Origin of the sequence: Ferrimicrobium acidiphilum DSM 19497 (genome assembly GCF_000949255.1) — a bacterium.
In the GTDB taxonomy this organism is placed as follows: domain Bacteria; phylum Actinomycetota; class Acidimicrobiia; order Acidimicrobiales; family Acidimicrobiaceae; genus Ferrimicrobium; species Ferrimicrobium acidiphilum.
The window spans coordinates 1-26,405 of sequence record NZ_JXUW01000039.1 but is presented as its reverse complement, the minus strand read 5'-3'; the positions used below and the strand labels follow the sequence as shown (position 1 = coordinate 26,405).

23 protein-coding genes and 4 pseudogenes are annotated in these 26,405 nt (G+C 54.4%); 9 read left to right on the top strand and 18 right to left on the bottom strand.

The features are described 5' to 3' along the window. The 6 genes and pseudogenes from FEAC_RS13120 to FEAC_RS14920 all read right to left on the bottom strand — a co-directional run. Positions 1-532, bottom strand: a pseudogene (locus FEAC_RS13120) (hypothetical protein); the annotation flags it as partial. A gap of 142 nt (positions 533-674) precedes the next feature. Continuing rightward, positions 675-1,910, bottom strand: coding sequence for a type II toxin-antitoxin system HipA family toxin (locus tag FEAC_RS13115; protein WP_160290414.1), 1,236 nt, complete (start codon positions 1,908-1,910; stop codon positions 675-677). Beyond that, on the bottom strand, positions 1,907-2,164 hold the full coding sequence (locus tag FEAC_RS13110) for a helix-turn-helix domain-containing protein (protein WP_052574682.1): 258 nt from the start codon (positions 2,162-2,164) through the stop codon (positions 1,907-1,909). Before FEAC_RS13110 ends, FEAC_RS13115 begins: the two co-directional genes overlap by 4 nt. Before the next feature lie 611 nt (positions 2,165-2,775). Then, a pseudogene (locus FEAC_RS16515) lies at positions 2,776-2,988 on the bottom strand (hypothetical protein); the annotation flags it as partial. Between the two features lie 363 nt (positions 2,989-3,351). Next, complete coding sequence (locus FEAC_RS16510) at positions 3,352-3,444, bottom strand: hypothetical protein (protein ID WP_082055665.1); 93 nt, start codon at positions 3,442-3,444, stop codon at positions 3,352-3,354. Between the two features lie 1,196 nt (positions 3,445-4,640). Then, the gene (locus FEAC_RS14920) at positions 4,641-5,282 is read right to left on the bottom strand and encodes a G1 family glutamic endopeptidase (RefSeq protein WP_082055664.1); all 642 of its coding nucleotides are present in this window, start codon (positions 5,280-5,282) and stop codon (positions 4,641-4,643) included. A 160-nt stretch (positions 5,283-5,442) separates the two neighbouring features. Here FEAC_RS14920 and FEAC_RS15700 point away from each other — a divergent pair, with 160 nt between their 5' ends. The 3 genes from FEAC_RS15700 (at position 5,443) to FEAC_RS13090 (ending at position 7,073) form a co-directional block, all read left to right on the top strand. Next, positions 5,443-5,604 (top strand): hypothetical protein, encoded by a 162-nt coding sequence (locus tag FEAC_RS15700; RefSeq protein WP_156099273.1) that lies wholly within the window; start codon positions 5,443-5,445, stop codon positions 5,602-5,604. A 933-nt stretch (positions 5,605-6,537) separates the two neighbouring features. After that, entirely contained in the window at positions 6,538-6,708 is a 171-nt protein-coding gene (locus FEAC_RS16505) for a tyrosine-type recombinase/integrase (RefSeq protein ID WP_081901315.1), read from the top strand. Continuing rightward, positions 6,705-7,073 carry a tyrosine-type recombinase/integrase gene (locus tag FEAC_RS13090; RefSeq protein WP_082055663.1) on the top strand — a complete coding sequence of 123 codons (369 nt, stop codon included), beginning with the start codon at positions 6,705-6,707 and terminating at the stop codon, positions 7,071-7,073. Before FEAC_RS16505 ends, FEAC_RS13090 begins: the two co-directional genes overlap by 4 nt. A gap of 135 nt (positions 7,074-7,208) precedes the next feature. Here the strand turns inward: FEAC_RS13090 and FEAC_RS13085 are convergent, their stop codons facing one another. The 4 genes from FEAC_RS13085 to FEAC_RS13070 form a co-directional block, all read right to left on the bottom strand. Next, positions 7,209-7,451: a hypothetical protein gene (locus FEAC_RS13085; RefSeq protein ID WP_035391520.1), complete on the bottom strand. Its 243-nt coding sequence runs from the start codon at positions 7,449-7,451 to the stop codon at positions 7,209-7,211. 274 nt (positions 7,452-7,725) lie between these two features. Next, positions 7,726-8,511, bottom strand: a complete 786-nt coding sequence (locus FEAC_RS13080) for a GAF and ANTAR domain-containing protein (protein ID WP_201773917.1) — start codon at positions 8,509-8,511, stop codon at positions 7,726-7,728. Between the two features lie 14 nt (positions 8,512-8,525). After that, positions 8,526-9,284, bottom strand: a complete 759-nt coding sequence (locus tag FEAC_RS13075) for a GAF domain-containing protein (RefSeq protein WP_035391522.1) — start codon at positions 9,282-9,284, stop codon at positions 8,526-8,528. 463 nt (positions 9,285-9,747) lie between these two features. After that, positions 9,748-10,500: a hypothetical protein gene (locus FEAC_RS13070; RefSeq protein ID WP_052566437.1), complete on the bottom strand. Its 753-nt coding sequence runs from the start codon at positions 10,498-10,500 to the stop codon at positions 9,748-9,750. Positions 10,501-11,669: 1,169 nt separating this feature from the next. Between FEAC_RS13070 and FEAC_RS13065 the strand changes: the two genes are divergently transcribed. The 3 genes from FEAC_RS13065 to FEAC_RS13055 all read left to right on the top strand — a co-directional run bounded on the left by FEAC_RS13065 (position 11,670) and on the right by FEAC_RS13055 (position 14,081). Continuing rightward, positions 11,670-12,239, top strand: a complete 570-nt coding sequence (locus FEAC_RS13065) for a winged helix-turn-helix domain-containing protein (RefSeq protein ID WP_160290412.1) — start codon at positions 11,670-11,672, stop codon at positions 12,237-12,239. Then, a complete protein-coding gene (locus tag FEAC_RS13060) occupies positions 12,239-13,441 on the top strand; it encodes an MFS transporter (RefSeq protein ID WP_035391524.1) in 1,203 nt (400 codons plus the stop codon). The genes FEAC_RS13065 and FEAC_RS13060 overlap by 1 nt, the downstream gene beginning before the upstream one ends. A gap of 370 nt (positions 13,442-13,811) precedes the next feature. Further along, positions 13,812-14,081, top strand: a complete 270-nt coding sequence (locus FEAC_RS13055) for a helix-turn-helix domain-containing protein (RefSeq protein ID WP_052566433.1) — start codon at positions 13,812-13,814, stop codon at positions 14,079-14,081. Between the two features lie 259 nt (positions 14,082-14,340). Here the strand turns inward: FEAC_RS13055 and FEAC_RS13050 are convergent, their stop codons facing one another. The 4 genes from FEAC_RS13050 to FEAC_RS13030 form a co-directional block, all read right to left on the bottom strand. Beyond that, positions 14,341-15,606, bottom strand: coding sequence for an efflux RND transporter periplasmic adaptor subunit (locus tag FEAC_RS13050; protein WP_152623256.1), 1,266 nt, complete (start codon positions 15,604-15,606; stop codon positions 14,341-14,343). A 765-nt stretch (positions 15,607-16,371) separates the two neighbouring features. Continuing rightward, positions 16,372-17,610: an ABC transporter permease gene (locus FEAC_RS13040; RefSeq protein WP_035391527.1), complete on the bottom strand. Its 1,239-nt coding sequence runs from the start codon at positions 17,608-17,610 to the stop codon at positions 16,372-16,374. Beyond that, the gene (locus FEAC_RS13035; protein WP_236684663.1) at positions 17,607-18,335 is read right to left on the bottom strand and encodes an ABC transporter ATP-binding protein; all 729 of its coding nucleotides are present in this window, start codon (positions 18,333-18,335) and stop codon (positions 17,607-17,609) included. The genes FEAC_RS13040 and FEAC_RS13035 overlap by 4 nt, the downstream gene beginning before the upstream one ends. Further along, positions 18,298-19,404: an efflux RND transporter periplasmic adaptor subunit gene (locus FEAC_RS13030; RefSeq protein ID WP_081901252.1), complete on the bottom strand. Its 1,107-nt coding sequence runs from the start codon at positions 19,402-19,404 to the stop codon at positions 18,298-18,300. The genes FEAC_RS13035 and FEAC_RS13030 overlap by 38 nt, the downstream gene beginning before the upstream one ends. 220 nt (positions 19,405-19,624) lie before the next feature. Between FEAC_RS13030 and FEAC_RS14910 the strand changes: the two genes are divergently transcribed. Next, entirely contained in the window at positions 19,625-20,023 is a 399-nt protein-coding gene (locus FEAC_RS14910; RefSeq protein ID WP_081901253.1) for a recombinase family protein, read from the top strand. 199 nt (positions 20,024-20,222) lie between these two features. Here the strand turns inward: FEAC_RS14910 and FEAC_RS13025 are convergent. Beyond that, positions 20,223-21,420 (bottom strand): annotated as a pseudogene (locus FEAC_RS13025) (IS256 family transposase). A 276-nt stretch (positions 21,421-21,696) separates the two neighbouring features. Continuing rightward, positions 21,697-21,888, bottom strand: a pseudogene (locus FEAC_RS16500) (Txe/YoeB family addiction module toxin); the annotation flags it as partial. 445 nt (positions 21,889-22,333) lie between these two features. On the opposite strand from FEAC_RS16500, the gene FEAC_RS13020 reads away from it, so the two are divergent. Next, the gene (locus tag FEAC_RS13020; RefSeq protein ID WP_160290411.1) at positions 22,334-23,263 is read left to right on the top strand and encodes a sensor domain-containing diguanylate cyclase; all 930 of its coding nucleotides are present in this window, start codon (positions 22,334-22,336) and stop codon (positions 23,261-23,263) included. Between the two features lie 485 nt (positions 23,264-23,748). Here FEAC_RS13020 and FEAC_RS13015 read toward each other — a convergent pair whose 3' ends face one another. Further along, a complete protein-coding gene (locus FEAC_RS13015; protein WP_035391539.1) occupies positions 23,749-24,696 on the bottom strand; it encodes an AAA family ATPase in 948 nt (315 codons plus the stop codon). A 400-nt stretch (positions 24,697-25,096) separates the two neighbouring features. After that, positions 25,097-25,813 carry a transglutaminase-like domain-containing protein gene (locus tag FEAC_RS13010; RefSeq protein ID WP_160290410.1) on the bottom strand — a complete coding sequence of 239 codons (717 nt, stop codon included), beginning with the start codon at positions 25,811-25,813 and terminating at the stop codon, positions 25,097-25,099. Positions 25,814-25,979: 166 nt separating this feature from the next. On the opposite strand from FEAC_RS13010, the gene FEAC_RS14900 reads away from it, so the two are divergent. Then, positions 25,980-26,339, top strand: coding sequence for a transposase family protein (locus tag FEAC_RS14900; RefSeq protein ID WP_082055662.1), 360 nt, complete (start codon positions 25,980-25,982; stop codon positions 26,337-26,339). Positions 26,340-26,405: the final 66 nt, after the last annotated feature.

Below are 26,405 nucleotides of genomic sequence, written 5' to 3'. Positions count from 1 at the left end.
ATTCGTGTCCGTTGACCCAGACCTTTCCCGGATAGGGGAAGTACGAGCAGATCTTGATGAACCCGGCTCCGAAGTCGGCATCCATGAGATAGAAGTAGTAAGCGGTGACTCGTCGATCAGCCTTTGCGAAGGTGAATGACGGAGCACCCCCAGACGAGTCCTTCCTCTTGGTTGCGCTAAAGACTGATTGAAACTCCTGGGCTACTCCGATTGCTACTATTCCAGGTTCAGTTGCAGCCTTGAGGTAGGGCTCCATGACCTGGATGTGGCGCTCACCCTTCTTAAAACGCACAATAGGGATGTTGTTTGTCGTTGCAAAGCTCCGAACGGCCTCTCTGAAGCGATTCCCCATCTTCTCCATGATGGCCGGAGAGGCAATTGGCATCTTTCGATGATCGCGCAGGAAGTAGACGACTTGACCTGGCATTTGAAGCTTGGGCACATAGACGTTCAAGTAGATCCGGTCGAGACACTCAAGATCGAGAATCACATGGCTATCGAGGAGATCGTTCACGTTTGCAACGTCGCCCACACCCCACCCCCAAACGGTCGGTCAGGTTTTGTCCTGATACCGGTCATGATAGAGAACCTGCATCATTATCCACTCACTCGGCGGTCCGAGGTTTGCCTCATTAGATATCATAGAGTTTAACATCCTTGCGAGGCTGGTGTTGTTAGGTCAGAAGCCCTATTTGGGAGTCAATCGTACGGATCAGAGCTTCGCTAGGTGTCCCGAGATCATTAATGGTGGCCGCAACGGATTCAGGTAGCCGCTCCAACAAGGTATATACGGTTTCTTCTGCGTTATGCTGACGAATGCCCCAACCAGTTGCTTCCTTGATAATTCTCTCAGGGCGTACCCGATCTACCGTCTGGATGCCGTCGATAAACATTCCCATCTGCTTGTCGTGCTGGGCATAACAAAGAGTGGACATTAGATCGTACCCTGGAGCTAGACGTATGCCTTCAGGGAGGTGAACAAGGGTGAAGTTTTTGCCATGCGCATCGCAGTTTCCAATTGCAACGTTGAACGTTACTAACTCAAGCAAAGAGATGAGATCGTCGTGTGTTCCGTATTCAGATAAAATTCTGGCGATCTGTTTTAGGCTGGGTCCTCCGTTGGCTTCATACTTGTGTGTTACGGGTATCCCTATGGCTTGACAGGCATCTTCTTGATGAATACGAATCAATCTCCCGTCTTCCGCTCTCCGATCAAACCGTTTAATAGCCAAAACAGGGATGTCATCGAATTCCAGTCGTTCGACCTCTGCGACCGCCAGTCCAGTATTCGAAGCAAGACGCATACAAAAGTACTCGTTGTCAACCGAGAACGGGAACCGTTGGTCCGTAATCGGCGGCTTCAAGATGTGAGTCGAGGGCACTCCTCCTGTTGGAAGCGCCCATCTTCCGTCTTCTAATCTCGTCAAGAGCAGCTTGTTTTGTGCTCCGGCGAGGGAAATCCGCACCCCGTTTCCAACACCAAGCGGCGACTGAGGGAGTGCTTGTAAATGTGTAGCCACGGTTTTTTCATCGACGGGGGTAGCCAAAGAAGGATCAGCGCCGACTAATGGCGACTGGTCATCGAGATGCTGGATGACCAACGCTCCAGCACATTCTTTGCCCAGTTCACTAAGCAACCCGAAGGTATCCGATGGATCGAGTCGGAATCTTGCAGCCAGGGTTGAGCGCGCTGGCTCCTCGGGTAAAAGGTTGTCAAGGAAATACTTTGTGAGGGCGTTTGGGTAGCTCTTTCGAACAAGCGGGAGCGAAAGCGATACTACGGGGGCACCGGGGTTGAAACGGTCAAATATCGAATCGAGATAGGTGAACGAGAGACGTCCTTGCGAATTGCGTTCAACACGAGCCACCGGTTCGCCCTCAAGCCATATTGCAAGCGAGTCCGTACTCACCATAAGTCGCTTTGCAGCAACATCTTGATATCGAGTTCTCGCAGTACTTGAAAGAGCCGACGAAGTTGCTCGGTCTCCTTCCCATTCTCCATCTCTGAGATGTAGCTGCGATCAACCCCTATTCGGTCAGCCATCTCCGATTGGGTCAATCCCGCTGATCGACGAGCCTCTCCAAGAGCGATGCCAAGTACTTTCGGGTTGTAGACCCGGAAGGAACGCTCAACAGCGGTACCAGTGTGCAAGGATGTGTCCATATGCCAACAGCATAGCAGTGTCGGGATATTCGGATGTTGCTGCGCGGCTAGTGAGACCCTCTCAAATTCAACCCGGCAATTGACGGCCCTTACCTAAAATTCCCCACTCAGATCCGAAGAGCCCTTTTGAATCCGGACTCTCATGGACTCTTGTGGTGTTCATGTCGAAGTGGTTCGACCACCAAGACCAGGCAACAACACCTCACCAATCCATGGCCGACTTGGCAACACCATCTTCGACCACCAGATCGTTCACGCCGACGACATTGTAGCCCTGCACGCTTCGAAGGCGGAAGGTAGGATACGAATTGCACCTCGGATGTGAGTGATTGCCTACGCCTTTCGCCATGGTCGGAGTGCGGGCGGTTGTTCCAGGCTTGCCGGATGACCATGAGTAGCCGGCGGTATCACCCGATGCTTCTTGAGCTGGTGGTCCACGACCAGCTCCCGGTACCGTAACGGATCGTGGACAACTGCCTGGGAGATCAGCCGGTAAAAGAGCAACCCGGGTGAGCGAGAGTGCCTGCGATTGAAACGGAAGCTGAACTCGTGGAAACGCTTGAACGTGTTCGCCTTAGACGGCACCTTGATAGGTAGAGAGCTGCCAGCGATCAAGCAGACTGGGGCCGCGCGATGTAGGCCGGGAAGAGGCTCATGGGCGAGCTGACAGGGGCGACGTAGCGCTTGTGGATGTAGGTACCTGCGAGGGTACCCTTGTAGGGCTGCCAGCCAGCGGTCACTACGGTCAAGCTTGGCTCGACATATGCGGCGAGGAACGCGGCTAGCGACTCTGTCGAGGCGTCGGGGAGCACTGCCAGACGGCAGCGTCTGAAACCTCTTGGCTTCGGGAGCTAGATACCGATTCCGACCAGGATCTTCTCGCCCGGTGTGCGTCCGCCTTTGCCTCCCGTGTGCACGCCGCCAAGCAGGGTCTCGACCATTTCAACTACCCCGAAGAGTCAGTCGCGGCCGGGTCGCACCATCGCAGAGCGTAGCCGATGCAATATCGTCCATGCCGTCTGGTAGGAGTTCAGCCAGAGGGAGCGTTGCAGGCTGAGGGCCGACACCTTATTTTTTTGGGTAACGAGCTGCCACGCGACAATGAACCAGATTGTGAGCGGCGTTCGGCTGCGATCGAACGGCGTTCTTGCAGTCGTTGAGACCCGCCTCGCCAACGCTTGGCACATTCAACGACCCTCACCGATGAGCCAGCCACCACTCGAGCCGCACTTCGGGCAGGTGAACCAGTTTGACCATCGCAGCCAGTTCAGATAATCCAGGCAGTCAGCCTATGTCAAGAACCACGTTAGCACCTCGGCGTAGGTGTGGGAGTAATGCACCCCTCCGACTGGTCGGTCAACCGCAAGACGCAGATCCTACTCTGGTTGAATGGATAGCCCTTTTGGAAAGATTCAGTAGATTACATTGCTTTACCTGAAGAGCCGACGCTGCTTCGACTTTCAGGTAATTTTCACACTTGGCGAAACCGATTGCGGTTATCCCGTGAGAGCCGCACTTGAACCTTGGCGTTTGGCTGTTCGAAGGCAGGATGGCAATGGTCAGGTGATTTATTGAGGCCGAAGAACACGTCGATAGTGTTCGGCTAGGAACAATGGGACCAACCAATGCTTGAGGGAGTATTCACGTCCGCTTCACCCAACTTTTCACCCAACAATTGTGTCCGAGTACGTCCCATCCAATCCGAGGCTGTCCCACTACCCTTGCCAAAAGAGCTCAATGAGCTGCAAAAATGAGACGTACTCGGACAGTTTTACTACCAGCTCGGACACTTTGTGAACACCTCATAATCCCTTTGTCGTGGGTTCGAATCCCACCGGGCCCACCAGGTCAGGCCATGTGTTAACCCTGCGGACTTGCAAGAAAACCCGACAAGCCCCCAAAGTGGCTATGGTGTCAGCGAAACGAGTGCCCCTTTCAACCCTGCGACCTTTGCAACGATGTGGCTCTCCACACGTGCAACTTTTGGATTATGAGCGCTGTCTCATCTCCGCTCGACCCTCTCGCACTTCAGGTGGATCGCATTGGGTTCGCCACTCCAGTACTACTGGATGTGACTAAGACGACGCATGAAGCCCGTGCCTTTTACAGACTGACATTTTAGCGGCCTTTGGATCAGTGAAGTGAGGGGAGAAATTGTTTAAGGTGAAGATAACACACTCGCCTTTCCTTCCAAGAACGAGAGCATGAGTGCAGAGCGTACCGGAGTTACTAAATACAGGCGGAACTTGTGCACACGTCCCCTTCTGGTTCAGAACAATACCCCATACCTCAAGCGACTCTGTGCCGCTGTTAGGCCTATCAGATGACCTATTCGCAAAGAGCACGACGCCCACCAGAATCAGCGAAAGAAGGATTGCAATCAGGATTTGTGGTTGTAGAAGTCGCTTCGTGTTCACCGATCGTCCTCACTTATCCCTAGCGTCAGCTGGCCCCAGGTGTCCGAGTTCTAGCCCTGTCATGTCCCAGCCGCATCAGTATCCCCGTAATTGGACCAATAGAGGGTGAAGGTATTCCCAGAGCTTATCGGTCCAGGATAGGCGTCTGTAACTTCGGAATCGTCGTTGTGCCAGTCATACATGTCCAGGTAATTATGGCTCCAGTTTCCAACACCATTCCAGGTGCTTCCCTGTTCCGCGTTGGCGTCGCTGAAGGTCGTGTTGTTAAAGTCGGCTAGCGGCGGATAGTTGTTGCCCACTTGGGTACGCTCTACGATCCATTCGGCATTCAAGCCGGTGAAACCACCACTGAAGGAGGCATCGAAACTGGTGGCAACTCCCGTTGATTCGTTCTTGATGTAGTAGTGCGCCGTCGAGGAGCCGTAGTAGGCAACGTTGACGAAGATGGTCTGTCCTGGACTCACGGCGATGTTGACCTGTTGCTGGGCGTTAAACGGAAATGCCTCCCACCAAAGGTAGTAGGAAGTAGTCGCCTCCCATCCATAATGAAGGACATACTGCCAGCTAATGTCCTGCTCACTGCCTGCTTGTAGGAGCTGGTTCGAACTCGCCTTTCCCGATCCTATCCCTGGCCAGATGGAGGAGTATGCATTCGTGCCCGCAGGGCTCCCGACTGATGGAACGTTCCACTTCGCGACGATCTAATTGAATTGGCTTCCGTTCCCTGCCCGGTTCCCGGCCCAGTTGGAAGAATTGGATTCACTTGTTGAGCTAGCGCTTTGATGTGACGGTGACGCTGGCTGGTGATTATATCGGGGAGTGAACCGCGGGTATACCCATTTCGTATGCGAGACCGCCCCGATGAACCAACCCGGAGGAGTACCAGCGGGCCTCTCGGGAAAGCCGTTGGCACGAAGAGCTGCATTGCTCGCAGTGAGTGGGTCAAAGTTAGCTGAGGGTGGGGTGGGGGTTACCAGAACTTTCCCGACCTGGAACGAGGATGGCTCAGGATTCGAGCTATAAGCCACGGTCGCCGGTGACGCGAGCGCAGCACTGCTTCCGGCAAACGCTAGTAACAGTCTTCCCCGGACAATGGCTCCAAACCCCATCGCTTACCCCCTTCGATAGCTTCTACGAGAAGTATCGTCTGGTGTTCGGAAAGATCTTAACACCGCGAGTACAATCTGTCCGAATATATCGGGTCATTTTGTGGGTTGTCAGGTTCTACCTGGAAGTTCGGTGCGGCTTCGACTTTCAGGTAATTCTTACGCTCGGCTACTCAGACTGTCGTTATCTGTCAAGACCGCGCTAGTCCGGACGAGAGCTGATCAGCTCCCCCAGTAATCCTCGCCATCATTTTCGCGTAGCTCGTACAATTGTCTGCTGGCATACGGGCAGCAAAGATCATGCGTTCCATTGAAAGACCGAAGACATGTCAAGAGCGTTCGGGAAAGGGCAGTGACAGCAACACGGCTAAGCAATCCTTGGGAGGATCCTCAAGTCCCCTTCACCCAACTTTTCACCCAACAATTGTGCCCGAGAACGTCCGACCCAGTCCGAGGTCGTCTCATCACACTTACCAGAACACCTCAATGAGCTGCAAGAATGAGATGTACTCGGTCACTATTACTACCGGCTCGGACACTTTATAAGCACCTTTTAATCCCAAGGTGCAGGGTTCGATACCCTGGCGGCCCACCTGGTCGGAGTATGTTTTCGTCATATGAAACATGTAGCGTGCCTACACTATGCCAGGGCTGAGAGACAAGAGGATACATTGACAAGCGTGACACGGATGTGTGGCAACTGGTAGTGGATCTCCCAAAGGACCCGATCTCGGGTAAGCGTCGGCAGAAGTACGTAACCGATCATGGATCCAAACGCTAGGCCGACTTCGAACTCCAAAAACTACTGGTGAGTGCTAAAGACGCGCAAGCTCGATCCTCGACGCAGTCTATGGCAGGGGCAATGACCGAGTGGTTTGAATCCGTGTCAGATGGACCGTCGCCGACTACCGTCCAAGGATACGAGGGACGCATGCGGCGCCAGATTCTTCCTGCGTTTGGAGAGCTTGCGTTAACGAGGTATCCGCCTCCCACTTGGATCGACTGTATCGGGATATCGTGACCCAAGGCAGTTCACCAGCCTCCGTTCGCCAGACCCATGCCATCATTCGACGGTTCTTTAACCAGGCTATGAAGTGGGGGTGGGTCGAGTTAAACCCCGCTTTGTTGGCCTCTCCTCTAAAGGTGGCTGTGGCGCGGGTCATTGCACCAACGGTTGAACAACTCATCAGTATTCTCGAGGAGACAAAGGCGGTGCATCCCCAGTGGGGTGCCTTCTTTATGCTTGGGGCCCTGACCGGTATGAGACGAGGGGAGCTCTGTGGTCTGCATTGGGATGACTGTGGGGATACTGGAGTCATGGTGACAAAGTCGGTGATCTATACTCCAGCTGGTGGGACTAGAGAGGCACCCACCAAGACCCAGTAGGCAAGATTCGTCGCTCTCGATTCCGTTGGTCAAGCCATCATCGAAGGGCAGAAGGATGAAACTACTCGTAAAGTAAGGCGAAACGAGCCGGCCATGGGTCCCACGAGTTAGATCACTATCGGCAAGGGTATTGTTCTACACCGGAGGTTCCAACTGGCCATCCCCCCCTTGTACTCGGCGGAGTCGAAAGCGTCGTGCCCTACTTTGACGCGGAGAGCCGGCTTTGTCGGTCGAACTCGATGGAGTGGGCGCCAGGAATGTAGGCAACGACACCGAGTCGATCGAAAGATCGGGACTTGCGAACTGGTTCCACTCACGTTGAATCAGGTCATCGACAGTGTCCGATGACCCGTCGTCAGGAATTGCATTTTCACTCATAGCGATCCTCCTCGGCAGAAAGTAGTCACCGAGGTTCTGGAGTGACGATACTAATTATACTCTCACTCAGACACTATAGCAACTGCCCGAGGGTTGCGAAAACGGCGTTAAGTTCCTTTGATGAAGTGGCCATGGGTCAGGACAAAGCAAGCCAACGAACGAAAATGAATAGACAGAACTCACGCTATTTCGCGCTCGGCAGACTGACAACTTCCAGAGGCTGGCAATGTGATGCGAGAGATCTTACGAACTCTCAACTGTGCAGCGAAGGTCGTTACTTCGGATTGTCCAAATCATTCGCGCGAAGCGTTCCCATCACGATGGCCTCGGCAACTCCTGTGAGACCCTCGTTGTGATTGCGCGAATGGGCACGGAGGCGTCCAAACGCTTGGTCCATTCTGCAGTGCGTTGCTTCGGCAATGATGCCCTTCGCTTGTTCGATGACGATGCGGCTGGTGAGAGCGAGTTCGAGTTGTTCATTGAGCGTGGTGGCATCGAGCATCGCACGGTGCTGGAGGATGGCGATGGTGGCCACATGAGCCAGGCCTTGTGCGGCGGCTATGTCGTCATCTTCCATCGATCCCTGCGATGTTCGAAAGAGATTGAGAGCTCCAATGGTGCGGCCGCGCAGTCGCAGGGGAAGGCTGTGCACTGAGTGGAAGCCGTGCTCGATCGCTCGTGAAGCAAAGAGCGGCCAACGTCCGTTCACCTCGTCGAGGGCCACATTCACTACGGGTACACCGCTCCGGTAGCAGTCCACACACGGACCTACGTTCGTTTGGATCTGGAAAAGTTCGAGCACGCGCATCGATTCGCTCGAGGAGGCGACGAACTGCAGTTCTCCGCCGGGTGAAGCCAGCAAGACGCCAGCTGCGTCCACCTCCAAGGCTTCGACGCAGCGATCACTCAGGATCGTGAGTATGTTGATGATGTCGAAGCTGTCAACGAGATTGTCGGCCAACTCGACCAGCGTGCTGACTATCAGTGATTCTCTACTCATAATTCCCTCGTCTTGCTGGGTTCCCCCAAGAACTGTCGGCGACTCGTCAGGATCAACCACCGGATGCATCTACACTAATTCCCGCATTCCTCGTATTCCCCGTTTTTCGGGTCTGTTTCCAGCCAGACCCCAGACTGAAGGTCAAACCGAGTACCACGGTCGATGATTCGATGCGCGAGTTCGGATGGGGAAATATCCAAAGCAAACGCGTGTGCACGAAGCATGATGAGGGCGTCTTTCACCGAAAGCTTTGTTTGCACCGAGAGCATCCCCGAGGCTTGGTGCACGGAAAAATCAAAGGTGGACTGGTCCTGGAGTTCGTTGGCTATGGCGTCCAGGGGGACACCGGCTTGCATCACCAGAACAGCACGTCCGATGACCGAAGCCATGAGGTAGGCACTTGAGGACTGCTCCTCACTGAGCGGCCCCGTGCTATCGCGATACAGACTCAAGGCGCCAAAGACAACTGCTCCAATATGGATGGGGAAGCCAAAGACCGCTCGAGCTCCGAGCTCGACCGCCTCGGGCGAATAGAACGTCCAACGCTGCTCTTCGTTGGCCATGAGGTCAGAGACTCCGTTGGTCGTGCCACTCTGGCTTGCATCGTAACCCGGTCCCTCTTTGAGAGTGATCTCAAGGTCCATCAAACGTTGAGCGACGTCATTGCTCGCACAGAGTTGTTCTTGCATACCGTTCTTCGAAGTGATGGAAATACCGGCGCCACTCAGGTCGGTTATCTCCCTCGCAACGGAACAGAGTGACAAACCAAGGGGATGTTCGCTCTCGTATCTCGCCATGAGCGAGAAGATCTCGATTAGACGTTCAGTAGACACGATGAGATCCCAACGCGGCCGTACCCGTCACGAGATTCTCAATCGCCGTTGGCTCCATTGTAGAGTCTCCTCACGTTGCGAAAAGGCTCCACAATGACTTGATTCAGCACACTGGTACTTCTGTAAGTCATGACTGTAGCTCCTTTCACTTCTGTGAGCCTACCCAGAGAAAGCGAACAATTCAGAACTATTTAACGTCATACCCCTTGACTGACAAATTATCAAGGATGCGCGCTCCAGAAGTAACGACTCTGAGAGCCAACGGCAAGGCCAGGAATGAGATAGAGCACCTCCCGCAGATCACCTCTGTCAGAGCTGTCGCCTAAGCCGCATCGTTTCATTGCCCGTGGACTCTACCGACGCGAGGAATGCCATTCTCCAGGCACCCGACATCAGAGCCGATCACTCAGTACTAGCTAATCCAAAAAAAGGAATTGCAATAGAACTTGTCAGTCGAAAACCGTCAGAGCCGATGATGCATCCAAACGTTCGGCTCGAAGTATCGCCCCCTATCTTCTGCCCGATCGACCGCCAGCGTGGCCAGGCCCCCAGGAAACCAGTATTGGCCGGTCTCAGGAAACTCAAGTCCCGTCCATTCCTCCCACTCGGAGACGGACGCGGTGATGCCAAGCGAGTGCGGTTCGGGCTTTAGGACGCTCGCGCCGGCACGCTCATGAACACGCATCCAGGGATCAAAGAGTGAACCGTCGGATCGCTTCCATGTCGCGTATCGCGCGATCGGTACAAGAGGATAAAGTGCCTTGGCGCTTGGGCGCACCGGTGCTATCAGGGATCCGAATCCGCGCTCCTTGGCGAGATCGGCCATCGCTGCCAGGGCGACAGCGCTCATACCTGTTCGCTGTCGCACACGTGGGATCGCTATCAAGAGTGCGCACAACGTATTGGGATTGCCCTTGTCGAACCCACGCTCGATTGCTCCGTCTATGCCTTCGGGGAGATCCCCGACTGTCCCATCCCAGTGCAGCGGTATCGAGCGAGCAAGGGCAAGGATCTCCTCACCAACACCAAGCAGGTGGAACTGGTATTCTGGCCACTCATCGGTGAGCCGCGCCCAGTACTCGTTGAGCATATCGCCATGGTAATTGTATTCTGGCATCGTGCCACGTGTCTGTTCCCACGCCAGTTCTAACAGATCGGGTCGGCTCTTTACTGTCGCGATTTCGGCAATACTGGCATACTTCTCCAGGAAAGTCATGCGCCAACCACCGATTGATCATGCTGCATACTGCACCCCGTATGTCTAATGCCTCCGTCGTCGCAGTAAGCCTAACTGTTCTGACGGCAACGAGCTACTCGCTTCTCCTGTGCCGATTGATACCACTCGACGGCCGACGCCGGTACGGATGGGTTGTGACTACCCTCTCTTCGGACTCCGGTTCAATGGCCCGGTTGCCAATTGTACTGGCAATCATGCACTCCCTGCCGATCGGAGCCGAAGTGACACTGCTGCATCGTAGGGTTGGACGGCCCCGTGAGAACGGAGAGTAATACCAGGATCCGGTGGGGTGTCAGACTCCCGACGTGGGTGGCACACAGAACACGATCCAGCAGGAAAACCCGCAGCTACAAGCGGCCGTCCGGCCCGGCACCCTTGAGATACATTGCCAAGTTCGGACCCGTTCGCGTGTATTCCGAGCTCAACGCCCTCGCGGTGCTCAGTTTTTGCGTTGGACGGGTCTGGGCTCATCGGGTAAGCGGTACCGTACCGTTCGGGTTGGCTGATGACCGGGCTCAACGCTGGTCTCTGTAGCAGATGAAGGACTGTGGATACGTCTTTGGTTCCAGAGTCCGACAGGCTTCAGGACTCGTTTTGCGGCTGAAGCTATCGTCGGAATGCTCCCTTGCAGCGCGACCTAGCTCCAAGTCCAGTTGCTGAGGGTGGACGGGAGGATGGTCGTGGTCACTGGAAGGTCCTAGGATACCGCGATCAGCGATGTGGCGGGTACAGGTCCTATCCAGCACGGAGATCTAGAGGACATATTCGCTCATATCCTTCTCGACCAGCTTTCGGAGGGGCAGTCATGGATAGATCGCTTATGAGTCCATCACACAGATCGCCAAGCGCAATCAATCCGTCGTACGATGATGCAAGTTGTCCTTCAGGTCTCCCTCTGACTCCAGTGGAAAGCCGGCCCTCTCCTCGCATCAAGACCAGTCCTGCCGGCGCAGAGGCAAGAACCCTTCCTTGGCGGACACTAGTCGCGCGACAGAGCAACCACCGTCGCCAATCTCACAGCCAACGCCGATAGCAAAAGTTTTCCGAAAGTAGTCACTAGCCATCTCTCGAGAGAGTACTATCGAGAGATGGCTAGTGACACACCTCCAATGAATTTGGAAACCAAGAGGCTGATTGAGGCTCAAGCAATGAGGGCGCTAACGCATCCGGTAAGGATCGCGCTCCTCGAAGTGCTTGCTGTACACCAGCCTTTGACAGCCACGCAAGCGGGTGAACTAATCCAGGAGACCGCCACAACCTGCTCATTTCACCTCAGACAACTCGCCAAATATGGGTTTGTCGAAGAGGCTGGCCGAGGAAAGGGGCGAGAACGACCTTGGAAGTTGGTGAACATCGGCTTTTCAATCAAGGAGGAGGACCTAGACGCTGAGGGGAGGATCGCAGCCGATGTCTTGATGTCCGTGTATTTCCGAAGGGCGCTCGAACGATTCGATCAATGGCAACGCACCCATAGGTCGTATCCAGAGGAACTGAATCGAGCAAGTGCAGCGGACCAGAACGCTTTGTTCGTGACCACGACTGAGCTAGCCGAGATTAATGCCAAGGTTAGGGAGATCCTCATGACCTATCGAGACCGTCTTGTTGATCCGAGTCTGAGACCCAGCGACGGCCGATTGATCGAGGTTCTCTATCTCGCGTATCCGGTCGATCCTGGTGCAGCCTTTACCGCCAAGAACCTTGGCTCAAACGAGCCCTAATGCGCACGCGAAATGCAATTGCTTACATATTTGGCACGTTGTTAACAGGCTTTGGCGATAAGGTTCTCTTCATCGCTGCGGGAATTTGGGTTCGTGAACTCACTGGATCCAACGCCTCGGCTGGCTTGACGTTCTTTTTCTACATTGCTCCGTCAATGGTTGTTGGACCCCTAGCCGGCCTGATCGTCGATCGCTTTCCTAGGCGCTGGGTGTTGATCACGGCGAACGCACTCAGTACACTGTCGCTGCTAGGGTTGATTGGGGTACATGGTGCCTCGGATGTTTGGCGTATCTACCTCGTCATCCTGATCTACGGAGCACTGGCAACGGTTAGTAGCGCGGCCGGTGTCGGTTTACGCACGACAGTCTTTGACCCGGAACAGTTTGGGTCGGTCAATGGCCTGCTGTCAACGGTTTCCGAGGGCCTTCGTCTGGTCGTTCCCCTCGTTGGGGCTGGCTTATTTGTACTCGCAGGAGCGATGGCTGTCATCACCATTGACATAGGGACCTACATACTGGCTATCGGGCTATTCCTCTTCATTCGTGTGGAGGAACAACATGAGGCATCAACACCACAGCACTGGCGCGTGCAGGCCCTCGCTGGTGTCCGCCACATCGTTGCCACACCGCTACTTCGCCGGCTGGCCTGGGCAGTGACTGTGTTGCTATGCACGGTCGGCTTTTTCGAGACTGCAATGTTCGCGGTTGCAACGAATGGCCTTCGACGCTCGGCAGCGTTTGTAGGGGTATTTATCGCCTTCCAAGGGGTCGGGGCAATTATAGGAGGCGTCGCGACTGCTCAGATAATGCGAAAGGTCGGTGAGCTCAAGACAGCTGCGCTCGGCATGGTGACGGTCGCGCTTGGATCTGGCATTGTCTTGGTGGGTGTGCAACCTCACTCGTTGAGCGCCTTGGTCATCGTCTGCGGCGGAACGATTCTGCTTGGAGTTGGTATTACGCTGCTCTTGGTTTCGGTCAATACCGCCATCCAACGCAGCACCCCGAATAGGCTTATGGGAAGGGTCGATGCCGCCTTCAATGTCATCTTCAACGGGGTTCAGAGCGTCTCAATCGCACTCGGAGCCGGGTTGGTTGCGCTCGTGGGCTTCGACATTCCTATCGTCCTTATCGCGTTGAGCGCGCTGATCGGCACGGTGATGCTTGGATATCGGACACCAGCAATGGAGCCGGCCCAGGAGTAGCCAACGAGGATGCCAACAGTCCTTGACGCTGCATCGAGTGGATCAAGAGCCTCGCATTGGAGATCAACTGGTTGGCGGCCGGCTGGACGTTATCGCGATCTGAGCGCGGCTGTCGACACCGCTCGTCCGGTCCATCATGGAGGTAGACGCAATGACATCATCGAGTGGGAAGCACAACCAATTAACGCGGGGTGGGAGAAGGTGCCAATACACATGGAATGCCGGTTGCGTATTCTCGCTGAAGTTTGCCACCCCCTAGAGGGTGCGAGACGGACTCAGGAACAATGGATGCAAAGAGGCTGTGGCATCCTTATGTGGTGACTGAAAACCAACCACCCAAAGGTGCCACATGCCCAATAGGAGGATACCAATGAGAAAGATCGAAGAGGTACTGCGCCTCAGTGCGCAGGGCAAGAGTGTCAGGGTAATCAGCCGAGAGACGGGAGTCTCTCGGCCAAGCGTGGCTACGTATCTGGAGAAGGCAGCAGAGCACGAGATCGGTTGGCCACTTCCAGCAGGCATGGATGTACAAGCCCTGGAGCAGTTGTTGTTCGCCGCGGTTGAGACACCAAAGAGTACGCCCGTGATTCCCAACTGGCAGGAGGTGGCCACCGAGATACAGGCTCATAATCGCCCCTAGTTATCAAAGACCATCCGTACTCATCGAAACGGCATACTTGCCTCCGTCATACTTGGGGTATCCAATGGAAGGGTCGAGGGACTCAACGCATGAGTTCGCTTCATCATTGCCCGCTCGTATGGGCTTCACTCCGCCAAGGCTACTCTGGCCCTAGGATGCAAGCTTCTCGGACCGATTGACTTGAAGTTACCCTATGAAAGCGCGAGTTTATCCACATGAATGTCAATAGAGCCGTCTACATGCGACGAACTACTGACTTCTAGCCCTTACCAAATAATTTTCGCGAGCCGCCGATCGGCTTAATCGGGGTAGGCAGGGGTCGATCAAGGTTAGCTAGAACAACGCGGTCACCGGCGAGGAGACCTCCGGTTATGGATGTGTAGCGCGCACCTACAATCCCAAGTTTAACGGCGTGTTTGGTTACCCCATTCGGTCCATCCACAAGGACTATCGCTCGACCAGCCGAGTAGTTGATTGCTGAGGTGGGTACGGCTAGTACATGCGCGCTGTGCGCAATGTCTATTGTCACAAGTGCCTGCGTGCCGTCAAAAACTGATCGTGCCAGGTGATTGATGGAGAGAACAACTGGGATAGTTGTCACGCCCGTCGCCTTGTTAGTTGTCAGAACAGTCCCGATCGATTTAACTAAGCCGCTGGTAGGATGGGCACTCCCAAAGGGAACGATACTGGCTTGGTCGCCATTGTGAAGTTGATGACCAGTGGAGATAGCAATAGGCACTATCACCTCTGGCTTATTGGATTGAATCACTGTAATTGCGTAAGAGGTAGATTGAGCGCGGACCACCTGACCAGCAGTGAGCGGAAGTATCGCAACGGTGCCCGCAATTGGTGTTACCAGGGAACTGGGTCGGGCTTGTTGAGCGGATGTCAGGGCGCTCTGGTCTGCTACCACAATAGCTTGGTCAGCCGCGATGGTGGCGCTTGAAGCTGTGCTCGCTTCACGGCCACTAGAGTTGGCATTCGATACTTTGCCGCTCAACTGAGAAGATAGCCGACTCAGCTCACTGTCTAGGGAGCCACAGGTTGACGATATCGGCGACTTGGTTGTTGGGCATAGTTTTGCTATCGTCCGCTGAAGTGCGCTCACATCTGTCTTAAGTGCTTGGGAGCTACTCGTGGCATTCTTCGATGTCGTCACTTGATTAGGTTGCTCGGCCTGGGCTAGCGCTGCTTGGGCTTGGGCAAGCGCAGCTGCATCGGCTATCTGCACGTGAGATGTATTTGCAGAAGGTGAAATGGTCGCGAGGGTCTCGCCCGCCACCACAGTCTGGCCCACATGCGCAGTTATCGAAGAGACGGTCCCATCGATCGGCGGAGGAATCACAGCCTGAACAGTTGGAGACAAGGTACCGATAGCGCTAACGGTCGCACTAACTGCCTCTGGCTTCGCGTAGCCGAACTGATATCTGGGTGCTCCAGTGCGACCTGCGACAACAAACGCTGCCACGGCTATGACTCCCGCCGCGATGATGGACACTACGACTATCCGCCGGTATCTATGCACCCGTGCTCCCTGTGGACGGGGACGTTGTACCTTTGGTCACTTTACACGACCCGTTGGTTGGCTGGGATATGCCGATGCGTCGAGCGGTCACTACCCCAATGGAACTAGTTGACCCCTGAACAATCACGCAACGGCCGGCGATGAGGTCTGTGCTAGCTGCAATTTGGTGAGCGATGATACGAATCGTCTTGGTTAATGGAAGTGTCACGGATTGTGCAGTCGATTTCGAGGTCGCTGACTCCGATATCGTTATCGACGTAGACGATACTGCGGTTACCGTTCCTCGTATCAGACGGTGCCCCTTAGGGCGTCTATGGGAATGTGACCCATGATGCTTGGCTTTCTTCGCTACTGTCGGCGGATTTGCGCACGTACTCTTGCCGGTTGTTACTGTAATCGAGTGAATCACCGCGATGTTAGAACCTCTTGGAGTGTGCTCGATTGCCGATACACACGATCCGATCGCGATAGCGGATGGCGAAATCGTAATGGCCTGAGTAAATCTGGTGGTCGACGTCCAATCGACGGTTGTTTCGCCAGTTGCAGTACCTTGAACCTGCATACTCGAGCTTGATAATGATACCGCCGCGATGGTTCCGCTCGCAGCGATCTTTGGTATGCCGTGTTTAGGGGTAGAGGAGGCTCTGGGGGCCGTGGTTGAAGCCGCGCTCGTAGTTGCAGATCCACAAGCTGTCAACACTCCACCGCCCAACAATACGCCCACTACAACAAAAATGCTTCGGTTCAAGGGATGTTCCTTTCCTACTATTCAGACCGCAGGGCATCGATTGGAGAGAGTTGAGCTGCTCGAGCAGCCGGATAGACCCCAAACAAGAGACTGATGACAAGTGCGACGGCTACAGCTCCAACGGTAACCACTGGCGGGATTGCAACCGGATTCGCGATGATGGACGGCAATAACAGCTGTCCCAACAGTCCCAGTGCGGCTCCGATCAGGCCTCCCGAGACACCAAGGGCTGATGCCTCAACTAGAAACTGACGACGGATATCGCTAGGCTTGGCTCCTAGAGCCTTGCGCAGACCTATCTCCCTCGTCCGTTCGGTTACAGAAACCAGCATTATGTTCATTACACCGATCCCACCCACCAAGAGTGATACGGTAGCAATACCGGCAAGAAGTGTTGTAAGCGTCGCAGATATCGAGGTTGCGGCACTGAATAGAGACTGTTCCGCAGTTATCGTAAAGTCGGCATTTGCTGGATTCGTAATGCCATGGAGCATCATAAGTTCGTGGTTTGCCTCTTGGTAGGCCGCCGACAGAGTCGATGAACTGGTCGCCTGCAACAAGATCGAACTAACTGAATCGTTGGCGGAGGTTCCAATCAGCGAAGCTTGTGCAGTAGATATCGGGACAATAGCTAGGTTATCCTGGTTAGACGTTGCAGACGTTCCCGAGCCTACAGGTGCGAGAACGCCGATCACGGTCATAGGCAGCGGCCCAACATCGACCACCCTACCGATTGGGTTCGATGTGTTGAAGAGCTCTTGGGCCGTTACCGCTCCCAGAACCACCACATCGGCATTCGATGCTTCGTCTTGGGCATCTATAAATCTGCCTGCCTCAACTGAACGAGAGCGAATTGCGAGCCACGACGGAGTGGTTCCATCTACCGTGGTTGGCCAGCTAGTTGCCGCGTTGGTAAGCGTCTGGTGTTGACTTGTCAGCGGAGCCACAGCGGCGATAGCAGGGGCGACGACGCGAGAAGATAGAGCAGCAGCATCCGCCATCGTCAGAGTGGACGCGCTCCCTAAACCGCGTCGCACACCCGGAGCTGACGAGGTACTTCCAGGCGCTACCGTCAGAAGGTTGCTTCCAAGAGAGGCGATCTTTGAGTTAACCTTCGCCTGTGCTCCTTCGCCAAGGCCCACTGTTACCATCACGGCGGCTATCCCGATCACGATCCCGAGTACGGTTAACAGTGATCGCAGACGGTTCCATTGAATCGCCTCGAGTGCGCTTCGAAAGAGTTGCGCCCAGGTCACGAGACCTCCTGCAGCTCACCATCACGGATATGCAGTGCTCGCATTGCTTTAGCTGCCACGCTATCGTCGTGAGTGATGACGACTAAGGTGCGTCCAGCCTCGTTGAGTTCGTCAAAAATTGTCAGAATCTCTTCGGCACTATGCGAGTCAAGATTACCTGTAGGTTCGTCGGCAAGAATAATGCTAGGATCCCCAACGAGTGCACGGGCGATCGCGACACGCTGCTGCTGTCCTCCCGAAAGCTCCATTGGACGATGTCCCATGTGGTCACCAAGCCCAACTCGCTCAAGGAGAACCGTTGCACGCTCTCGTCGCTCGCTCTTGGAGACGCCGGCATAGAGAAGCGGAAGTTCAACGTTGCGCAGGGCGGTCATCGTTCGCAATAGATTGAATTGCTGGAAAACAAAGCCAATACGTCGGTTGCGTATCATAGCGAGCTGCGATTGGCTCAGATCTCTTACCAATTCCCCAGCGATGATCAGATCTCCAGAGGTAGGAACGTCAAGGCAGCCAATGAGATGCATGAGTGTCGACTTTCCAGACCCGGAGGGGCCGGTGATGGCTACGTAGTCATTGGCGGCCACGGTAAAACTGATCCCTCGAAGAGCCTCGACAAATAGATTCCCAAGTTGATAGCGTTTAGTTATGTCCTTGAGGACGAGCAGGTTATCCTGCGGAGAGATCTGCTTAGAGTCCACCCAGACCACCTCCACCTTTAGCGCCACGCTTTGCACCTCTTCCTGTCGGGCCAGGAACACCCAACGACTTGGCGAAAGACGGAATCCTCTCAAGAATGCGTTGACCAACGGAAAGACCGTGCGAAACGATCACATTGGCACCAATGATTGGCCCGAGTGTGACCGGGGTATCTGACTTAGTCTTGCCTTTCTCAACGATTACATAGGGATGTGACGTAAGCGAGTGAACCGCGAGGATAGGGACCTCAATAACGTTGGCTTGCACTCGCGTGATCAGAAAAATGTTCGCTGGGAGACCCGTGTAGAGTCCTGTCGGCGATCCGGTTATAGCAATCGTCACCGGGAAGGATGCTACTCCACCAGTTGTGGTTGCGACTAGACCCACGGACGTAACGGTTCCATACACTGTAGTTGTTGAACCCTGTGGCGTGATTTTTGCCTGCTCGCCCTTCGTCACTCCGGCAATGCTGGCGTCGCTCACCGACGCCTCAACCATCCACGAGTTTGGACTTATGATGGTAATTCCTGGAGCTACACCCGCAGCATTTACTGTTCCAGATACCTGCAGCCCAGGAACAAGCGTATTTGAAACTATGGTACCCGATATCGGAGCCCTCAAGGTAGCATCGCCTAAGTTTGCCTGAGCAATTGAGAGTGAATAAGTTGCAGCACTGACTTCAGCGTTGTCTGCATTGATCGTCGTGGACGCCGCTCCAGCAGCTTCATCGACACTGAGCTTGGCCTGGGCGCTAGCAAGTTGAGCCTGATCCTGGGCAACTGTAGCTGCGAGGGGTGCTGTCTGCAAAGTTGCGAGTTGTTGGCCAGAGGTAACCGACTGCCCAACAGCTACATTTACCGCATTGACCGCACCAGAGGTCGCAAAGCTAACAGTACGCTCGGTCGCCGGTTCTATGGTCCCCGACGCTGGTATAGTCTGGGCAGCAGTGCCATCTGCAACGGTAATTATTTTTCCAGTTCGCGTTGGCCTACTTCGACCAGCCGGCGAGGTCACGGCGCGAACTAAGTATCCGACACCAAATATAGCTAAAACGACCAGTCCACGCAGAACGAATGTCCAGAATCTAGTCTTACTCACGCTGGCGAAACAATAGAGTTACAAAACGACGCAGATCCGATGGCAGTAGTCATGTGAAGCACTCTACGGTTCTGAGGTATGCGTTAGCCATGAATTCTGTTAGGGGGATGTTAGGTCTGATCGAACCAAGCAGTTTGGCTGTGGCCGTCCACTCCTAATCGATAGCCTAAAAATTCGGGGTTGCAACAGTTAACGTACTGATGTACTGCAAGAGGATGTAATGAACCTGCGTGGGTGGGCACTGTTCCAGGGTATACATCCCCAAACCGCATGTAAGTGGTATCGTGCCGGCACTTCGCCTGTTCCTGCGCGTAAAGTTGGACAACTCATATTGGTGGGATACCTAGAGTCACCGCCATCTGTGTCCAACTCTGCCGTCACATATGCGCGAGTGTCTTCTGCGGATCAGAAATCAGACCTAGACCGCCAGGTTGCCAGAGTCCTTACTTCGGCTACAGAGCATGGATACTCAATAGACTGTGTGGTAACAGAGGTCGGTTCAGCTTTTGGCGGGCATAGGCGTAAGTTCTTGTCTTTACTGAATGACCCGCAAGTTACTACAATCTTGGAGGCATGCAGAAATGTTGTGTACGAACCGACTTCAACACCGTTATCGTAACCAGTTTGGGTGGCGGTTGATAACCGGTTAACCAGCCGGGTGTGATTCGTACTTAAATGTCAGCAACCAAGTTAGCAGGAGTTCTGCCAGAGTCGTCGGGGAACGATGGATTGGGCCGGCACCCATTGCTTTGGGTGCCGGTAGTAACTCAACTGATAGTTATGGCCCAGCTCTAGGCGGTGTAGGTATCTTGGCGTAGTCAGTCAACGAAGACAACGCCAGAGATGACCTCTGCGATACGTTCGTGACCGGTTATGCGCCGCTAGGACCTCTCAGCCTCGAGGCCCAGTTGGTAGAGCATCGAAAGAGCAGATTCATTTGAGAAGGCACCTTTGACCTTGATGGTTCTATGACGGACTATGGAGAAGGTCGACTCGATTGGATTACTTGTCCGAAGGTGTACCCAGTGCTCAGCTGGAAAGTCATAGAAGGCCAAGAGGGCATCGGTGTCTTTGGTCAGGCAGTGAACGGCCTTTGGGTACTTGGCTCCGTACTTGGTTTCAAACGTGGCGATAGCCCGCTTGGCATGATCCCTGGTCGGAGACTTCCAAACCTCATGTATATCCTCCTTAACCTTTGGACGCAGAGATTTGGGCACGTAGTTCAAGATGTTGGCCGTCTTGTGGAACCAGCAGCGTTGGTGCTTGGTCTCGGGGTAGATCTCTGAAAGTGCTGCCCAGAAACCAAGAGCACCATCTCCAATGGCGAGCAAGGGTTCGTTCATTCCTCTACTCTTTAGATCGACGAGGACCTCTCGCCAGGATTGGGTGGACTCTCTCGTTCCATTTTCCAAGGTGAGGAGGTGTTTCCTCCCCTGGTCATCGACTCCGATGACCACAAGCACGCAGAGCTTGGGGTTATCCCCTCTGATCTCTTGGTAGATGCCGTCGGCATATATATAGGAGAAGGTATCTCTAGAGAGGTCCCGCTTCTTGGCATTCGTCGAACTTGGTCTTCCACTCGACTTTGAGGGAGGAGACGACATTTGGGGTCAGCTTCTTCGCCCCTTCACCGAGGACAACCTCAAGAACCTGGGCCATATCACGCTCTGAGATTCCCTTCAGGTAGGCATAGGCGACCCAGGCATCGATGGACTTGGATCTGCGTAGGTAGGGAGGAATGAGTTTGGATGAGAAGTTGATCGACCCATTGCCGTCACGAGAGCGGATTCTTGGTACCTCAACCTCGACATCTCCGATCGCGGTGGTGATGGATCGCTCGGGGAGGTAGCCATTGCGCACTACGTCCCTACCGGCACTCTTGAGCTCGTTTACCATCTCAGTCACCTCTACCTCAAGAGCGGTAGCGATGAGATGCCTGGCATGAACGCGCAACAGCTCGGTTACCGCATCAGTTACGGCGTAGGTGGGCTTACCCGAGAAGTCAGGGGTTATCATGGTCAGCTGCGATTTCCTTTCTGATTGTGTTTTGTTTTCTTACTGACATTCCAGTAGGAAATCTGCACCCAACCAGGTCACTCACCTCAAACTTTTTCCTCCGTGCTCATCAGTAGGCCATACACAACTTTTCAGGGTACCCCTCCTGCCACCGCGCCAGGTTTCAAAGAGAGATCGCATGCGAATGTCTAGGTGATCAGTGGTAGGGAAATTTCTGACGCGGCAAAGAAGATGCGCCTTGGGATCCACCATCGTTAACTCAGCGTTCTCTGTCTCGTAGTGGCAACGGGCCTGCAAAAATGGCCAAGTCCTCGCCGTCTACGAGATACACCAGCCGATGCTCCTCATAGACCCGTCGTGACCATCATCCGGCGAGAATGCACACAAAGGTTCCGGCTTGACAATGCCCGTCGTCGGATCGCGTAGAGCATCGTCGACAAGGCGATTGATCCGCCCCAGGGTTGCGCGGCCATTCGCCTGCTACCAAACGTAGGTCTTCTACCTGCGAAGAGTGAAGACAAAGCGCACCTAGCTACGATCGAGGTTGTGCTCTTCCCGAACCCCAGTACGAGCTTGGGCCAAGCTCTCGATCAAGTACGTCGACTGTCTCCGCGATCACGACTCGACATGCGTTCAAGTTCTGTATGCCGATCCTTACCTCAGGAGGCGTAGACGGCCGAGTTACTTTCAGCACATGACAGAAGGCTCCACAGCCTCCAATGGCAATCGCTTGCAGGTTGCCAAGAGGCAGTACTTGGCTACTACGAGTGGATCTTGAAGACCTCGGGTGACACGCTCTAAACAGGAGGCCATTCTTCATCGACCAAAACCGCGTCTCTCCAACTATCGACATAGACTTCGCCTTATGAGCCGACTCGCTCAAGATTCGGTGCCATTGCGCCGAATCAAGAATATGGCAATTGATAGCCATACCGACGGCGACTACCTGAACATGGCTGGTTTTGCACGGGCGGTGCTTGACGCGTTACCCGACGCCACTGCAATCTTGGACAGCTCCGGCACTATCATTGCAGTCAATCGCGTATGGTTGATGTTCGCGTTGGATAACGGGGGCAATCCGGAGACAACTGGGGTCGGCGTCAATTACTTGGAGGTATGCGCCCGCGCTGCCGAGTCTGGCTGCATCGATGCTGCTGAAGTCCTTGCTGGGTTGCGTGCTGTACTCGCCGGCGAGACAGTGGAGAGCGACCGGGAGTACCCTTGCCCATCACCCACGGTTGGCCGCTGGTTCACCTCCAGGATTACTCCAATCGGGGATCCAATCGGAGGAGCAGTCGTCTCGCACGTTAACATCAGTCGACGCAAAATGTCCGAGCAAGACCTAGCTCACCGTGCTTCTCACGATCCGCTTACCGGGTTAGCGAACCGATTACTGTTCGCCGACAGGATCTCCGAAGCGCTCCGAATCCATCCGAGTCGCCGTGGAGCCACAGCCGTCGGCCTGCTCTACCTTGACCTAGACGACTTCAAATCGGTCAACGACACTTACGGTCACGACGCAGGCGATGAGGTACTGCTAACCGCCACCCACCGTTTGCGGTCTGCAGTGAGGCGCAACGATACCGCTGCTCGCTTAGGAGGCGACGAATTCGCCGTCTGTGCTCCTCAAATCACGCTAGATCAGCTGACTCGCCTCGCTCATAGAATCGAAGTCGCGCTAGGCGAACCGCACCATATACATGGGAATGAAGTTCACGTTGGAGCCAGCATCGGAACGTATTTGGCTGACGAGAGCGTTACCGTAGCCGAGGCGCTTCGCCTCGCCGACAAATCCATGTATGCGATCAAAAGAAAACGATCCGAACACAAGCTCCTCGCCTGAGTATGTTGAGAAAGCGTTCCAAGTACGTACGGCAGGATTCAGCACCAACACCGACTCCACCAACAGGCGCAGTAATCGCGGACCTCACGCCGCCATCAACAGAACGAGCACCAGTTCAATGCTGGCATATTCGATAGAGCCACAATCCCTATAAATTACCTGGAACTGATTGAGATACATCCTCTCGCAGAGGATGAGACTACGACCGCCAAGGTGCGGTGCGCATTCCTGGGGAGCAAGAGTTGGCAATATTCATGTAGTTGTTTAGCTTCGAGCGGGACGCCCCGCGATCGACGCCATTTACCTGCTCCTCGTTACGTCCGAATCCGGACTCGCGCGACCCAAAACCCTCTCCATCGTGCTAATTCGAACCACACATCAGGCTTAGTCTTTGTCGATACACCCAGACCGCAGGCTAGGGTTAGCATGCAGACCTAGTGCTCTAGGGTATTCACCTTCTGCCGCACATCAGACACCCCTGTCCATCACTTCGCAAGCGGTGGTATTGGCACGCTTCGTAGAATGTTATCGAAGACATCATCAACAAGATGCCCGTTTGGATTCGTTGAGGTTCGGGACAGTATCAAACGATGCTTTACCACAAGGGGGGCCAACTTGACCACATCATCTGGAATCACGTAATCTCGGCTGTGCAGCAACGCCCAGGCTTGCGACGCGCGATAGAGTGCCAGTGATGCCCGAGGGCTCATGCCCAACTCGATATGCGGAGAGGACCGAGTCGCATCAGCTAGTTTTGCGATATAGCTACGCATCGCATCAGCGACATGTACGTCTCTTACACTCCTCATTCGTTCCAGGAGCTCCTGACGACTGATCACCGATTGAACGGAATCGAGCGGCAGAGCATGATCGGACTGAGAAAGTATCGTCGACTCCTCCTCGATGCTCGGGTATCCGACATTTAGCCTGAAGAGAAACCGATCGAGCTGGCTCTCGGGCAACGAAAACGTTCCTTCGTACTCAATTGGATTTTGGGTGGCAACTACCAAGAAGGGCGGTTCGAGAGGGTGCGTGACTCCGTCAACCGTCACTTGACCCTCTTCCATGACCTCCAAGAGAGCGCTTTGGGTCCTAGGCGAGGTTCGGTTGATCTCGTCTGCGATCACGAGATTGGCAAATACCGGACCAGGATGGAACTCGAACTGACGGGTTCCTGGGTGAAAGATAGTTACCCCGGTGATGTCCGTTGGCAACAGGTCCGGCGTGCATTGAATACGGCTATAACTTAAATCTAGGCTGCGTGCGAGCATGGTAGCAACCGTGGTCTTGCCAACCCCAGGAACGTCATCCAACAACACATGCCCCTCGGCAAGAACGGCAGTCACCATAAACTCCATCAGGGGGCGCTTTCCGACAATCTTTCTCTCTAAATTGTCGACTATATAGCCAAGTTGCGGATCAAGCTGGTCCATGACATCCGAGATCACCGTTCGATTCCTCAAAGTCACCCCCAAATACGCAACCAAGCTGGCACCTGTTACAAATCCTACTGATTCGCAACGACAATCGGTCACTGATTGTGAATGCCTACAACGTCTGGTTGACGTCGCACTAGTGTCGAAACAGCCGAACGATCGTGCACGACGCTCATGGGTCCGCTCCTGCAGAAAGCGGCAACATCATGAGACCCGAGACATTCAGAGCGATCATCTCTTTGATAGATTCATCCATCCATTTGGCTCCACGCTAGCCAATCGATCATCGAAAGGCAGAGCTCTATTCTCTTCGTGATTCAAGCTAGCGATAGGATCCATATCCAACCACGATTACGAAGGAGGCAGCGCTCCGCTCAGAGTTAAGATCGCGAGTTAGTTACGAACGCATGGATCTGCGACGACGACGCGCTCGTGCTTTCAGGGTACGCCAAATCAGCTTTGCCTCGGCCGCCTCATCAGGAGTCAACTGCTCCGAAGAATAGAATGACGTCTCGAACAACCGCACTAATGGCCAGATAAGGGCACTGTCGTTGGGAAAGTGGCTCGTCCAGCTTTGCCCCCACTCGCGCGGGCTGTTCAGTCTCCAGTGGGCTCCAAAACTACGACGTGATACCCGTTGCACGTGAGCCCACTGCTTGACGGTCTCGTTCTCGCCTGGAGTTCGTCTTCGCCATCGCCACAGAAGGAGACCGATAGCAGCTAAGGCGATGATGGCAATGTCGAACTCGTTCAAACTCGAGGACGTGCCCTGATGAACCCTCTTTGGACTTCTTGGAGGAGGGATTTTGCGAAGGTGAGCATCGGCATTAAGGGGTGGAGAGGGTGTGGGTGCGATAGTTAATTTGGGCGCAGAGGGCGTCGGAGTGGTTGAAATTGGTCGGGGGCCACTCGACAACGAGGCTGCGGAGTAGCCAGGAAAGTTGAAGCCCGGAGTCGGATCAATTGATACCCAACCAGCTCCATTGATCCAAATCTGCGCCCAGGAGTGAGCGTCCACCTGGCGGATCAGGTATCCATCGCGGCTCTTGATGTACGTTCCTGCATCATATCCAACGACCCAGCGAGCTGGTATCCCAAGAGAACGCATCATCATGATAAATGGCTCTATTGACATTCATGTGGATAGATTTGGCCTGGATCTGATCCATAGCCCCAGTTCAGTGGGGGTATTTGAGGCTGAAGTAGCCACATAAGAAACGCACACGGTTTCTGAGCTCTAAATTTGGTGTTGGAAACCCATCAAAAAGGAGTTCAGAACCGTGCGCGCTACCTCTCTAGTTAAGCAGATGCTGGGCCTTCGCAGTGTCACCGTCATCGAGGTTTTAGTTCGTCCACACGAACTGCTGGTAAAGCTCAGGCTTACCCGATCGCGGTTGGTATGCCCTAAGTGCTCCTATACGACCCGGTCCTGTTATGACACGAGAACGCTCGACTCCCGATGGAGACACCTCGACATCGGGATTCACCAGACGTGGCTCTCGTGCCAGCTGAGACGACTCCGGTGTCCAACCCACGGGGTGATCACTGAGGCAGTACCATTTGCCCGACCAGTTGGGGAGTCGCGGTTTACGAGGGACTTCGAATCACCTGGTAGCTTGGGCATGTGCCAAGATGGATAAGGACCACGGTGGACAAAACTGCTCAGAGTCGCCTGGCGATACGGTAGGAACGATCTGTGAACGAGA

Bases quoted from the DNA above. Each gene is read 5' to 3' on its own strand.
- FEAC_RS13015 (WP_035391539.1), bottom strand. From the start codon at position 24,696: ATGGACCAGCTTGATCCGCAACTTGGCTATATAGTCGACAATTTAGAG.
- FEAC_RS13110 (WP_052574682.1), bottom strand. From the start codon at position 2,164: ATGGACACATCCTTGCACACTGGTACCGCTGTTGAGCGTTCCTTCCGG.
- FEAC_RS13065 (WP_160290412.1), top strand. From the start codon at position 11,670: ATGAGGGCGCTAACGCATCCGGTAAGGATCGCGCTCCTCGAAGTGCTT.
- FEAC_RS13010 (WP_160290410.1), bottom strand. From the start codon at position 25,813: ATGATGATGCGTTCTCTTGGGATACCAGCTCGCTGGGTCGTTGGATAT.
- FEAC_RS15700 (WP_156099273.1), top strand. From the start codon at position 5,443: ATGAACCAACCCGGAGGAGTACCAGCGGGCCTCTCGGGAAAGCCGTTG.
- FEAC_RS14910 (WP_081901253.1), top strand. From the start codon at position 19,625: ATGAACCTGCGTGGGTGGGCACTGTTCCAGGGTATACATCCCCAAACC.
- FEAC_RS16505 (WP_081901315.1), top strand. From the start codon at position 6,538: ATGGCAGGGGCAATGACCGAGTGGTTTGAATCCGTGTCAGATGGACCG.
- FEAC_RS13060 (WP_035391524.1), top strand. From the start codon at position 12,239: ATGCGCACGCGAAATGCAATTGCTTACATATTTGGCACGTTGTTAACA.
- FEAC_RS13070 (WP_052566437.1), bottom strand. From the start codon at position 10,500: ATGACTTTCCTGGAGAAGTATGCCAGTATTGCCGAAATCGCGACAGTA.
- FEAC_RS13085 (WP_035391520.1), bottom strand. From the start codon at position 7,451: ATGAGTGAAAATGCAATTCCTGACGACGGGTCATCGGACACTGTCGAT.
- FEAC_RS13020 (WP_160290411.1), top strand. From the start codon at position 22,334: ATGGCAATTGATAGCCATACCGACGGCGACTACCTGAACATGGCTGGT.
- FEAC_RS13055 (WP_052566433.1), top strand. From the start codon at position 13,812: ATGAGAAAGATCGAAGAGGTACTGCGCCTCAGTGCGCAGGGCAAGAGT.